Origin of the sequence: Escherichia sp. MOD1-EC6475 (genome assembly GCF_003046645.1) — a bacterium.
GTDB classification, from domain to species: Bacteria; Pseudomonadota; Gammaproteobacteria; order Enterobacterales; family Enterobacteriaceae; genus Escherichia; species Escherichia ruysiae.
In genome coordinates this window covers 48846-60696 of the sequence record NZ_PZKQ01000015.1, presented here as the reverse complement: position 1 = coordinate 60696, position 11851 = coordinate 48846, and the positions used below count along the sequence as shown (strand labels likewise).

General features: G+C 56.6%; 12 protein-coding genes. 11 read left to right on the top strand and 1 reads right to left on the bottom strand.

What is annotated here, in order from left to right; genetic code table 11:
• The first annotated feature begins 6 nt into the window (after window positions 1-6).
• The 11 genes from eutM (at window position 7) to eutR (ending at window position 10945) form a co-directional block, all read left to right on the top strand.
• On the top strand, window positions 7-300 hold the full coding sequence (gene eutM / locus A7589_RS05060; protein ID WP_108188750.1) for an ethanolamine utilization microcompartment protein EutM: 294 nt from the start codon (window positions 7-9) through the stop codon (window positions 298-300).
• 106 nt (window positions 301-406) lie between these two features.
• Window positions 407-694, top strand: coding sequence for an ethanolamine utilization microcompartment protein EutN (eutN, locus tag A7589_RS05055; protein WP_000762200.1), 288 nt, complete (start codon window positions 407-409; stop codon window positions 692-694).
• Window positions 695-705: 11 nt separating this feature from the next.
• On the top strand, window positions 706-2109 hold the full coding sequence (locus A7589_RS05050) for an aldehyde dehydrogenase family protein (RefSeq protein ID WP_001075656.1): 1404 nt from the start codon (window positions 706-708) through the stop codon (window positions 2107-2109).
• Window positions 2110-2119: 10 nt separating this feature from the next.
• Window positions 2120-2953 carry an ethanolamine utilization protein EutJ gene (eutJ, locus tag A7589_RS05045; protein WP_000929739.1) on the top strand — a complete coding sequence of 278 codons (834 nt, stop codon included), beginning with the start codon at window positions 2120-2122 and terminating at the stop codon, window positions 2951-2953.
• The gene (eutG, locus tag A7589_RS05040; RefSeq protein WP_105282683.1) at window positions 2946-4130 is read left to right on the top strand and encodes an ethanolamine utilization ethanol dehydrogenase EutG; all 1185 of its coding nucleotides are present in this window, start codon (window positions 2946-2948) and stop codon (window positions 4128-4130) included. The genes eutJ and eutG overlap by 8 nt, the downstream gene beginning before the upstream one ends.
• A 116-nt stretch (window positions 4131-4246) precedes the next feature.
• Window positions 4247-5473 carry an ethanolamine utilization protein EutH gene (eutH, locus tag A7589_RS05035; protein WP_000512403.1) on the top strand — a complete coding sequence of 409 codons (1227 nt, stop codon included), beginning with the start codon at window positions 4247-4249 and terminating at the stop codon, window positions 5471-5473.
• Window positions 5470-6873 (top strand): ethanolamine ammonia-lyase reactivating factor EutA, encoded by a 1404-nt coding sequence (gene eutA, locus A7589_RS05030; RefSeq protein ID WP_000107569.1) that lies wholly within the window; start codon window positions 5470-5472, stop codon window positions 6871-6873. The genes eutH and eutA overlap by 4 nt, the downstream gene beginning before the upstream one ends.
• Window positions 6874-6884: 11 nt before the next feature.
• On the top strand, window positions 6885-8246 hold the full coding sequence (gene eutB / locus A7589_RS05025) for an ethanolamine ammonia-lyase subunit alpha (RefSeq protein ID WP_000769961.1): 1362 nt from the start codon (window positions 6885-6887) through the stop codon (window positions 8244-8246).
• Window positions 8247-8266: 20 nt separating this feature from the next.
• Window positions 8267-9154 carry an ethanolamine ammonia-lyase subunit beta gene (gene eutC / locus A7589_RS05020; RefSeq protein WP_108188748.1) on the top strand — a complete coding sequence of 296 codons (888 nt, stop codon included), beginning with the start codon at window positions 8267-8269 and terminating at the stop codon, window positions 9152-9154.
• A gap of 9 nt (window positions 9155-9163) precedes the next feature.
• A complete protein-coding gene (gene eutL, locus A7589_RS23200) occupies window positions 9164-9847 on the top strand; it encodes an ethanolamine utilization microcompartment protein EutL (RefSeq protein ID WP_108188747.1) in 684 nt (227 codons plus the stop codon).
• 45 nt (window positions 9848-9892) lie between these two features.
• Window positions 9893-10945, top strand: a complete 1053-nt coding sequence (gene eutR / locus A7589_RS05010) for an HTH-type transcriptional regulator EutR (protein ID WP_105282681.1) — start codon at window positions 9893-9895, stop codon at window positions 10943-10945.
• 5 nt (window positions 10946-10950) lie between these two features.
• On the opposite strand, the gene hemF is transcribed toward eutR, so the two are convergent.
• Window positions 10951-11850 carry an oxygen-dependent coproporphyrinogen oxidase gene (gene hemF / locus A7589_RS05005; protein WP_000801357.1) on the bottom strand — a complete coding sequence of 300 codons (900 nt, stop codon included), beginning with the start codon at window positions 11848-11850 and terminating at the stop codon, window positions 10951-10953.
• Window position 11851 lies beyond the last annotated feature (1 nt).

Sequence of the window (11851 nt, the reverse complement as noted above, 5' to 3'; positions counted from 1 at the left end):
AACACAATGGAAGCATTAGGAATGATCGAAACCCGGGACCTGGTTGCACTGATTGAGGCTTCTGACGCGATGGTTAAAGCTGCGCGCGTCAAACTGGTCGGCGTGAAGCAGATTGGCGGCGGCCTGTGTACTGCAATGGTTCGCGGTGATGTTGCAGCCTGTAAAGCGGCGACCGATGCCGGTGCCGCAGCGGCACAGCGTATTGGCGAGCTGGTATCTGTCCACGTTATCCCGCGTCCTCATGGTGACCTGGAAGAAGTCTTCCCGATCGGCCTGAAAGGCGACAGCAGCAACCTGTAATCACCCTGTGTGACGTCGACTCGGGCGTCACGCTCTCTCCTTTTTCATTTTACCTTCCACGGAGGGTAGGGGGAGCTTTTACCTGAAATACGCCACGGAGGCGGGTATGAAACTGGCAGTCGTCACTGGACAAATTGTTTGTACCGTACGCCATCACGGGCTGGCGCATGACAAATTGCTGATGGTGGAAATGATTGATTCACAGGGAAATCCTGACGGGCAGTGTGCCGTCGCCATCGACAATATTGGCGCGGGAACCGGGGAGTGGGTGTTGCTGGTGAGCGGCAGTTCCGCCCGCCAGGCGCATAAAAGCGAAACGTCACCGGTCGATCTGTGCGTGATTGGCATCGTCGATGAAGTGGTGTCTGGCGGTCAGGTAATTTTCCACAAATAAGGCAGAACATCATGAATCAACAGGATATTGAACAGGTGGTGAAAGCGGTACTGCTGAAAATGCAAAGCAGTGACTCGCCGTCCGCCGCCATTCATGAAATGGGCGTTTTTGCTTCCCTGGATGACGCCGTTGCGGCAGCTAAAGTTGCCCAGCAAGGCTTAAAAAGCGTGGCGATGCGCCAGTTAGCCATTGCTGCCATTCGTGAAGCAGGCGAAAAACACGCCAGAGAGTTAGCGGAACTTGCCGTCAGTGAAACAGGCATGGGTCGCGTTGAAGATAAATTTGCCAAAAACGTTGCTCAGGCGCGCGGTACGCCGGGCGTAGAGTGCCTCTCTCCGCAGGTGCTGACGGGCGACAACGGCCTGACGTTAATTGAAAACGCGCCCTGGGGCGTGGTGGCTTCGGTGACGCCTTCCACTAATCCGGCGGCAACCGTGATTAATAACGCCATCAGCCTGATTGCTGCGGGCAACAGCGTCATTTTTGCCCCGCATCCGGCGGCGAAAAAAGTCTCTCAGCGGGCGATTACGCTGCTCAACCAGGCGATTGTCGCCGCAGGCGGGCCAGAAAACTTACTGGTGACCGTGGCAAATCCGGATATCGAAACCGCGCAACGCTTGTTCAAGTTTCCGGGCATCGGCCTTTTGGTGGTGACCGGCGGCGAAGCGGTAGTAGAAGCGGCGCGCAAACACACCAATAAACGTCTGATAGCCGCAGGTGCAGGCAACCCGCCGGTGGTGGTGGATGAAACCGCCGACCTCGCCCGTGCCGCTCAGTCCATCGTCAAAGGCGCTTCTTTCGATAACAACATTATTTGTGCCGATGAAAAGGTACTGATTGTCGTCGATAGCGTAGCCGATGAACTGATGCGTCTGATGCAAGGCCAGAACGCGGTGAAACTGACCGCAGAGCAGGCGCAGCAGCTACAACCGGTGTTGCTGAAAAATATCGACGAGCGTGGAAAAGGCACCGTCAGCCGTGACTGGGTAGGTCGCGATGCGGCGAAAATCGCGGCGGCAATCGGCCTGAACGTCCCGCAAGAAACACGATTGCTGTTTGTGGAAACCACCGCAGAACATCCGTTTGCTGTGACCGAACTGATGATGCCGGTGCTGCCGGTGGTGCGTGTCGCCAACGTGGCGGATGCCATTGCGCTGGCGGTGAAACTGGAAGGCGGTTGCCACCACACGGCGGCAATGCACTCGCGCAATATCGACAACATGAACCAGATGGCGAACGCCATTGATACCAGCATTTTCGTCAAGAACGGACCGTGCATTGCCGGACTGGGGCTAGGTGGGGAAGGCTGGACCACCATGACCATCACCACGCCAACCGGTGAAGGGGTAACCAGCGCACGGACGTTTGTACGCCTGCGTCGCTGTGTATTAGTCGATGCGTTTCGCATTGTTTAAGGAGTAACCGATGGCGCACGACGAACAATGGCTCACCCCGCGTCTGCAAACGGCGGCAACGCTGTGTAACCAGACGCCTGCTGCGACGGAGTCTCCGCTGTGGCTGGGGGTGGATCTGGGCACCTGCGATGTGGTGTCGATGGTCGTTGACCGCGAAGGTCAGCCGGTGGCGGTATGCCTCGACTGGGCTGATGTGGTTCGCGACGGCATCGTCTGGGATTTCTTTGGTGCAGTCACCATTGTTCGTCGCCATCTCGACGCCCTCGAGCGGCAATTCGGTCGCCGTTTTAGCCATGCGGCGACGTCATTTCCCCCAGGTACGGATGCGCGTATTTCCATCAACGTGCTGGAATCTGCCGGACTGGAAGTGAGCCATGTGCTGGATGAGCCAACTGCGGTGGCGGATTTGCTGCAACTGGATAACGCCGGCGTAGTGGATATCGGTGGCGGCACCACCGGTATTGCCATCGTGAAACAGGGCAAAGTGACCTACTCGGCGGATGAAGCCACCGGCGGGCATCACATCTCTCTGACTCTCGCCGGAAATCGTCGTATTCCGCTGGAAGAGGCGGAGCAGTACAAGCGGGGTCACGGCGAAGAGATTTGGCCTGCGGTGAAACCGGTGTACGAAAAAATGGCGGACATTGTCGCGCGGCATATCGCGGGGCAGGGCATTACTGATTTATGGCTGGCAGGCGGCTCCTGTATGCAACCGGGCGTGGCGGAACTGTTTCGCAAACAATTCCCGGCGTTACAGGTGCATTTACCGCAGCACAGTTTGTTTATGACCCCGCTGGCGATTGCCAGTAGCGGGCGAGAGAAGGCGGAGGGGATCTATGCATGAATTGCAAACGGCGCTCTTTCAGGCGTTCGATACCCTGAATCTGCAACGGGTAAAAACATTTAGCGTCCCGCCGGTGACGCTTTGTGGCTCTGGTGCGGTGAGCAGTTGCGGACAGCAAGCGCAAACGCGCGGGTTGAAACATCTGTTCGTGATGGCAGACAGTTTTTTGCATCAGGCGGGGATGACCGCTGGGCTGACGCGTAGCCTGGCGGTAAAAGGTATCGCCATGACGCTCTGGCCGTGTCCGGTGGGCGAACCGTGCATTACCGACGTGTGTGCGGCTGTAGCGCAACTGCGTGAATCATGTTGCGATGGGGTGATTGCGTTTGGCGGTGGATCGGTGCTCGATGCGGCGAAAGCCGTGGCGTTGCTGGTGACGAATCCCGATAGCACGCTGGCAGAAATGTCAGAAACCAGCGTTCTGCAACCGCGCCTGCCGCTGATAGCCATTCCAACGACTGCCGGAACCGGCTCTGAAACGACCAACGTAACGGTGATTATCGACGCGGTGAGCGGGCGCAAGCAGGTGTTAGCCCATGCCTCGCTGATGCCGGATGTGGCGATCCTCGACGCGGCGCTAACCGAAGGCGTGCCGTCGCATGTGACGGCGATGACCGGCATTGACGCGTTAACCCATGCCATTGAAGCGTATAGCGCACTGAACGCCACACCGTTTACCGACAGTCTGGCGATTGGCGCCATTGCGATGATTGGTAAATCGTTGCCGAAAGCGGTGGGTTACGGGCACGACCTTGCCGCGCGCGAAAGTATGTTGCTCGCATCATGCATGGCGGGAATGGCGTTTTCCAGTGCGGGGCTTGGGTTGTGCCACGCGATGGCGCATCAGCCGGGGGCGACGCTGCATATTCCGCACGGTCTGGCGAATGCCATGCTGCTGCCAACGGTGATGGAGTTTAACCGGATGGTATGCCGCGAACGTTTTAGCCAGGTAGGCAGGGCGCTGCGAACTAAAAAATCCGACGAGCGTGATGCTATTAACGCGGTTAGTGAGCTGATTGCGGAAGTTGGGATTGGTAAACGACTGGGCGATGTTGGTGCGACATCTGCGCATTACGGCGCATGGGCGCAGGCCGCACTGGAAGATATTTGTCTGCGCAGTAATCCGCGTACCGCCAGCCTGGAACAGATTGTCGGCCTGTACGCAGCGGCGCAATAAATGCCGGATGCGACGCTTGCCGCGTCTTATCCAGCCTGGGGGATTGCACAGGTAGGGCGGATAAGGCGTTCACGCCGCATCCGCCAATAAATAACAACTAACAGGGAGTAAAGGCGATGGGAATTAACGAAATCATCATGTACATCATGATGTTCTTTATGCTGATAGCTGCCGTAGACAGGATCCTGTCGCAGTTCGGTGGTTCTGCTCGTTTCCTCGGTAAGTTCGGTAAAAGTATCGAAGGATCCGGCGGTCAGTTTGAAGAAGGATTTATGGCAATGGGCGCGCTTGGCCTGGCAATGGTCGGTATGACCGCGCTGGCACCGGTACTGGCGCATGTACTTGGGCCGGTAATCATCCCCGTTTATGAAGTGCTCGGCGCAAACCCTTCCATATTTGCCGGAACACTGCTGGCGTGTGATATGGGCGGCTTCTTCCTCGCCAAAGAGCTGGCGGGCGGTGACGTAGCAGCGTGGCTATACTCTGGGTTAATTCTCGGATCGATGATGGGGCCAACGATTGTGTTTTCCATTCCGGTGGCGCTCGGCATTATCGAACCCTCAGATCGTCGTTACCTGGCGCTCGGCGTGCTGGCGGGCATTGTGACTATTCCGATTGGCTGTATTGCCGGTGGCTTGGTGGCAATGTACTCCGGCGTACAGATCAACGGTCAGCCGGTGGAGTTCACCTTCGCGCTGATCCTGATGAACATGATCCCGGTACTTATCGTTGCGGTGCTGGTGGCGCTGGGGCTGAAGTTCATCCCGGAAAAAATGATCAACGGCTTCCAGATCTTCGCCAAATTTCTCGTTGCATTAATCACCCTCGGTCTTGCCGCTGCGGTGGTGAAATTCCTGCTTGGCTGGGAACTGATCCCCGGTCTTGATCCGATCTTTATGGCGCCTGGCGACAAACCTGGCGAAGTGATGCGCGCGATTGAAGTTATCGGCTCGATCTCCTGCGTCCTGCTTGGCGCGTATCCGATGGTACTGCTGCTGACCCGCTGGTTTGAAAAACCGCTGATGAGCGTCGGTAAAGTGCTGAATATGAACAATATCGCGGCAGCAGGCATGGTGGCGACGCTTGCCAACAATATCCCGATGTTCGGCATGATGAAGCAGATGGATACTCGCGGCAAAGTCATCAACTGCGCCTTCGCCGTTTCCGCAGCCTTCGCCCTGGGCGACCATTTAGGCTTCGCGGCTGCCAACATGAACGCCATGATCTTCCCGATGATTGTCGGCAAGTTGATTGGCGGCGTCACGGCGATTGGCGTGGCGATGATGCTGGTGCCAAAAGAAAACGCGGCAACGGCTAAAAACGCAGCGGAGGCGCAATCGTGAGCACTCGCCAGCTACTGAGCGTCGGTATCGATATCGGCACCACTACCACTCAGGTGATCTTCTCCCATCTGGAACTGGTTAACCGTGCGGCGGTGTCGCAGGTGCCGCGCTACGAATTTATCAAACGCGAAATTAGCTGGCAAAGCCCGGTGTTCTTTACCCCTGTCGATAAACAGGGCGGTTTAAAAGAAGCGGAACTGAAAACCTTAATCCTCGAGCAATATCAGGCTGCGGGCATCGCGCCGGAAAGCGTCGATTCCGGCGCCATCATCATCACCGGCGAAAGCGCGAAAACCCGCAACGCCCGTCCGGCGGTGATGACGCTCTCCCTGTCGCTGGGCGATTTTGTGGTCGCCAGCGCCGGACCGCATCTCGAATCGGTGATTGCAGGCCACGGTGCCGGGGCGCAAACCCTCTCTGAACAACGGCTGTGTCGGGTACTGAATATCGACATCGGCGGCGGCACCGCGAACTACGCCTTGTTCGAAGCTGGAAAAATCAGCGGGACTGCCTGCCTGAACGTTGGCGGTCGCCTGTTGGAAACCGACAGCCAGGGACGCGTGGTTTACGCCCATAAACCGGGGCAGATGATTGTGGATGAGTGCTTCGGCGCAGGCACCGACGCCCGTTCGCTGACTGGCGCGCAGCTGGTGCAGGTTACCCGCCGGATGGCAGAACTGATTGTTGAAGTGATTGACGGAACGCTCTCGCCGCTCGCGCAGGCATTGATGCAAACCGGTTTGCTGCCGGCAGGTGTTACGCCCGAAATCATTACGCTCTCCGGCGGCGTGGGCGAATGTTATCGCCACCAGCCCGCTGACCCGTTCTGTTTTGCCGATATTGGCCCGTTGCTGGCAACGGCGCTGCATGAGCATCCGCGTCTGCGTGAGATGAACGTGCAGTTTCCTGCGCAAACCGTGCGCGCCACGGTGATTGGCGCGGGCGCGCATACCCTTTCGCTCTCGGGCAGCACTATCTGGCTGGAGGGCGTACAACTGCCGCTGCGCAATTTGCCGGTGGCGATCCCGATTGATGAAACGGATCTGGTGAATGCCTGGCAACAGGCGCTGATTCAGCTTGATCTTTGCCCCAAAACTGACGCGTACGTGCTGGCGCTTCCCGCCGGGCTTCCGGTGCGTTACGCCTCGGTACTGACGGTCATCAACGCGCTGGTCGATTTCGTCGCGCGTTTTCCGAATCCGCATCCCCTGCTGGTGGTAGCCGGGCAGGACTTTGGTAAAGCTCTGGGTATGTTATTGCGCCCACAGCTACAACAACTCCCGTTGGCAGTCATTGACGAAGTGATTGTTCGCGCGGGGGACTATATCGACATTGGTACGCCTCTTTTTGGCGGATCGGTTGTGCCGGTGACGGTGAAATCACTCGCATTTCCTTCCTGAGGGAACGACTTATGAAACTAAAGACCACATTGTTCGGCAATGTATATCAGTTTAAGGATGTAAAAGAGGTGCTGGCTAAAGCCAACGAACTGCGTTCGGGGGATGTGCTGGCGGGCGTTGCTGCGGCAAGCTCGCAGGAGCGCGTGGCGGCAAAGCAGGTGTTGTCGGAAATGACGGTAGCGGATATCCGCAATAATCCGGTGATTGCCTATGAAGATGACTGTGTGACGCGGCTGATTCAGGACGACGTTAACGAAACGGCCTATAACCAGATTAAAAACTGGAGTATCAGCGAGCTGCGCGAGTATGTGCTGAGCGACGAGACCAGCGTTGACGACATTGCTTTTACCCGCAAAGGGCTGACCTCGGAAGTGGTCGCAGCGGTGGCGAAGATTTGCTCCAACGCGGACCTGATCTACGGCGCGAAGAAAATGCCGGTGATCAAAAAGGCCAATACCACCATCGGTATCCCAGGCACTTTCAGCGCCCGTTTGCAGCCAAATGATACCCGTGACGATGTGCAAAGTATCGCCGCGCAAATCTACGAAGGGCTTTCTTTCGGGGTGGGCGATGCGGTGATTGGCGTCAACCCGGTGACGGACGACGTGGAAAACTTAAGCCGTGTGCTGGATACCATTTACGGTGTGATCGACAAATTCAATATTCCAACCCAGGGCTGCGTGCTGGCGCATGTCACCACCCAGATAGAAGCGATTCGTCGTGGCGCACCAGGCGGGCTGATTTTCCAGAGTATCTGCGGCAGCGAAAAAGGGCTGAAAGAGTTTGGCGTGGAACTGGCGATGCTTGACGAAGCGCGCGCAGTGGGCGCGGAGTTCAACCGTATTGCCGGGGAAAACTGCCTCTACTTCGAAACCGGACAAGGTTCTGCGCTCTCCGCTGGCGCTAACTTCGGCGCTGACCAGGTGACGATGGAAGCTCGTAACTATGGGCTGGCGCGTCATTACGATCCGTTTATCGTCAACACCGTGGTCGGTTTTATTGGGCCGGAGTATCTCTACAACGACCGCCAGATTATCCGTGCTGGCTTAGAAGATCACTTTATGGGCAAGCTGAGCGGCATCTCTATGGGCTGTGACTGCTGCTACACCAACCACGCTGATGCTGACCAGAACCTCAACGAAAACCTGATGATCCTGCTCGCAACCGCAGGCTGCAACTACATCATGGGGATGCCGCTGGGCGATGACATCATGCTCAACTATCAGACCACCGCCTTCCATGACACCGCCACAGTGCGCCAACTGTTGAATTTGCGTCCGTCACCGGAGTTTGAACGTTGGCTGGAAAGCATGGGCATTATGGCAAACGGTCGCCTGACCAAACGGGCGGGCGATCCGTCACTGTTCTTCTGATGACGCGGAGATAACACATCATGGATCAAAAACAGATTGAAGAAATTGTACGCAGCGTGATGGCGTCAATGGGACAGGCGGATGCCGCGCCAGCGGAAACAAAATGCGCCACCACAACGTGCGCTGCGCCGGTGACCTTTGAAAGCTGCGCGCTGGATTTAGGTTCCGCTGAAGCGAAGGCATGGATTGGCGTGGAAAATCCGCATCGCGCAGACGTATTAACAGAACTGCGCCGCAGCACTGTGGCTCGCGTTTGTACCGGTCGTGCCGGTCCGCGTCCGCGTACTCAGGCGCTGCTGCGTTTCCTGGCCGACCACTCACGTTCGAAAGACACCGTCCTGAAAGAAGTGCCGGAAGAGTGGGTGAAAGCGCAGGAGCTGCTGGAAGTACGCTCTGAAATCAGCGACAAAAATCTCTACCTGACTCGCCCGGACATGGGGCGTCGTCTGTGTGCGGAAGCCGTTGAAGCCCTGAAAGCACAGTGCGTTGCCAATCCGGACGTACAGGTCGTTGTCTCCGATGGCCTGTCAACTGATGCCATCACCGTCAACTATGAAGAGATCCTGCCGCCGCTGATGGCGGGTCTGCAACATGCGGGACTGAAAGTCGGTACGCCGTTCTTTGTTCGTTATGGTCGCGTGAAGATTGAAGACCAGATTGGCGAACTTCTCGGCGCGAAAGTGGTGATTCTGCTGGTGGGCGAACGCCCGGGGTTAGGACAGTCGGAAAGTCTCTCCTGCTACGCCGTTTACTCACCGCGTATGGCGACCACCGTTGAGGCCGATCGCACCTGTATCTCTAACATTCACCAGGGCGGTACGCCGCCGGTTGAAGCCGCAGCCGTCATTGTGGATTTGGCGAAACGTATGCTGGAGCAGAAAGCATCCGGCATCAACATGACCCGATAAGGAGGCATCATGCCAGCTTTAGATTTGATTCGACCGTCGGTCACCGCCATGCGGGTGATTGCCTCCGTTAACGCTGATTTTGCGCGTGAACTGAAATTGCCGCCGCATATTCGTAGTCTCGGGCTGATTTCCGCCGACTCTGATGATGTTACCTACATTGCGGCTGACGAAGCGACCAAACAGGCGATGGTGGAAGTGGTTTATGGCCGCTCGCTGTATGCGGGAGCGGCGCACGGTCCGTCGCCGACTGCCGGTGAAGTGTTGATTATGCTTGGTGGGCCAAACCCGGCGGAAGTGCGTGCCGGCCTGGATGCGATGGTTGCGCATATTGAAAATGGCGCGGCGTTCCAGTGGGCGAACGATAAGCAAGATACCGCATTTCTCGCGCATGTGGTTTCGCGTACCGGGCGCGTCATCAGCCGTAAGGAAATTGGTCGGCCTGATGATGACACCCAGTGGCTGGTTACTGGCTTTAACCGCCAGCCGAAGCAACCTGACGCGTCCGCTATTGCCGAGGGATCTGCTGACGAGTTGTTGGCGCTGTTAACATCAGTACGTCAGGGAATGACGGCAGGAGAAGTGGCTGCCCACTTTGGCTGGCCGCTGGAAAAAGCCAGAAATGCGCTCGAACAGCTCTTTTCTGCCGGGACGTTGCGTAAACGCAGTAGTCGTTATCGTCTCAAGCCCCATTAACCTGTCGGAGATGCCGGGTGTCCTACAACACCCGGCATTAACATCATGAAAAAGACCCAAACAGCCAATTTGCACCATCTTTATCATGAACCCTTACCCGAAAACCTGAAGCTCACGCCGAAGGTCGAAGTGGATAATGTTCATCAACGACAGACAACGGATGTCTATGAACATGCTTTGACGATTACCGCCTGGCAGCAGATTTACGATCAGCTCCATCCGGGCAAGTTTCATGGTGAATTTACGGAAATCCTGCTTGATGATATTCAGGTTTTCCGTGAATACACCGGTCTGGCGCTGCGTCAGTCGTGCCTGGTCTGGCCGAACTCTTTCTGGTTTGGCATTCCGGCGACGCGTGGCGAACAGGGATTTATCGGTTCGCAATGTCTGGGAAGCGCAGAAATTGCCACACGCCCTGGTGGCACCGAGTTTGAATTAAGTACGCCGGACGATTACACCATTCTTGGCGTGGTGCTTTCTGAAGATGTCATTACCCGGCAGGCTAACTTTTTGCATAATCCTGATCGGGTATTACATATGCTGCGTAGCCAGTCGGCGCTTGAAGTGAAAGAGCAGCATAAAGCCGCGCTGTGGGGCTTTGTCCAGCAGGCGCTGGCAACATTTTGCGAGAATCCCGAGAATTTGCATCAGCCTGCGGTACGTAAAGTGCTGGGTGACAATTTGCTGCTGGCGATGGGGGCGATGCTGGAAGAAGCGCAGCCAATGGTGACGGCGGAAAGCATTAGTCATCAGAGTTACCGCCGTTTGCTTTCCCGCGCCCGCGAATATGTGCTGGAAAACATGTCCGAACCGGTAACGGTGCTGGACTTGTGCAATCAACTGCATGTCAGTCGCCGTACGTTACAAAACGCGTTTCACGCTATTTTAGGCATTGGCCCGAACGCGTGGCTGAAACGCATTCGCCTGAACGCTGTGCGCCGCGAACTGATAAGCCCGTGGTCGCAAAGCACAACGGTAAAAGACGCCGCCATGCAGTGGGGATTCTGGCATCTGGGGCAATTTGCCACGGATTATCAGCAACTGTTTGCCGAGAAGCCATCACTGACGCTGCATCAGCGGATGCAGGAGTTGGGGTGAGGAAATCATACCCAATCCCTGACCTTAATAAACTCGCTCAACGCCGCTTCCGGGCTGCCTTCTTCCGGTTGATAATCGTACTCCCAGCGTACCAGCGGCGGCATTGACATCAGGATTGATTCGGTGCGCCCGCCGGTTTGCAAGCCAAACAGCGTGCCGCGATCCCAGACCAGGTTGAATTCGACATAACGCCCGCGACGGTAGAGCTGGAAATTACGCTCGCGCTCGCCGTATTCCATCGCTTTACGTCGCTCAACAATAGGCAAGTATGCGTCGGTGTAGCCTTTGCCTACCGCCTGCATAAAGGCAAAACAGTGGTCGAAATCTGGCGTGTTCAGATCATCAAAGAACAGCCCGCCAATGCCGCGCTGTTCGTTGCGATGTTTGAGGTAGAAGTATTCGTCGCACCACTTTTTATAACGTGGATAAACGTCTTCACCAAATGGCTGGCACAGCTCGCGGGCGGTGCGGTGCCAGTGAATGGCGTCTTCTTCAAAGCCATAGAAGGGGGTTAAGTCGAAGCCACCGCCAAACCACCAGACAGGATCGGCGCCTGGTTTTTCGGCAATAAAAAAGCGCACATTCGCGTGGCTGGTGGGGACATACGGGTTATGCGGATGCACGACCAGCGAAACGCCCATCGCCTCAAAACTGCGCCCGGCAAGATCCGGGCGATGAGCGGTGGCGGAAGCCGGCATCGCATCACCGTGGACGTGAGAAAAGTTAACGCCCGCCTGTTCGAAAACTCCACCATTACGCAACACCCGGCTACGCCCGCCGCCACCAGCTTCGCGCTGCCAGCTATCTTCGACAAACTCTGTGCCATCTACGGCGCTTAGCTGTTGGCAAATTGTGTCCTGAAGGTTGAGCAGGAACTGTTTAACCTGGTGTGCGTCGGGCTTCATA

Excerpts from the sequence above, each read along its gene's own strand:
- eutC (WP_108188748.1), top strand. The coding sequence starts at position 8,267 with ATGGATCAAAAACAGATTGAAGAAATTGTACGCAGCGTGATGGCGTCA.
- A7589_RS05050 (WP_001075656.1), top strand. The coding sequence starts at position 706 with ATGAATCAACAGGATATTGAACAGGTGGTGAAAGCGGTACTGCTGAAA.
- eutM (WP_108188750.1), top strand. The coding sequence starts at position 7 with ATGGAAGCATTAGGAATGATCGAAACCCGGGACCTGGTTGCACTGATT.
- eutN (WP_000762200.1), top strand. The coding sequence starts at position 407 with ATGAAACTGGCAGTCGTCACTGGACAAATTGTTTGTACCGTACGCCAT.
- eutH (WP_000512403.1), top strand. The coding sequence starts at position 4,247 with ATGGGAATTAACGAAATCATCATGTACATCATGATGTTCTTTATGCTG.
- eutR (WP_105282681.1), top strand. The coding sequence starts at position 9,893 with ATGAAAAAGACCCAAACAGCCAATTTGCACCATCTTTATCATGAACCC.
- eutJ (WP_000929739.1), top strand. The coding sequence starts at position 2,120 with ATGGCGCACGACGAACAATGGCTCACCCCGCGTCTGCAAACGGCGGCA.
- eutB (WP_000769961.1), top strand. The coding sequence starts at position 6,885 with ATGAAACTAAAGACCACATTGTTCGGCAATGTATATCAGTTTAAGGAT.
- eutG (WP_105282683.1), top strand. The coding sequence starts at position 2,946 with ATGCATGAATTGCAAACGGCGCTCTTTCAGGCGTTCGATACCCTGAAT.
- hemF (WP_000801357.1), bottom strand. The coding sequence starts at position 11,850 with ATGAAGCCCGACGCACACCAGGTTAAACAGTTCCTGCTCAACCTTCAG.
- eutL (WP_108188747.1), top strand. The coding sequence starts at position 9,164 with ATGCCAGCTTTAGATTTGATTCGACCGTCGGTCACCGCCATGCGGGTG.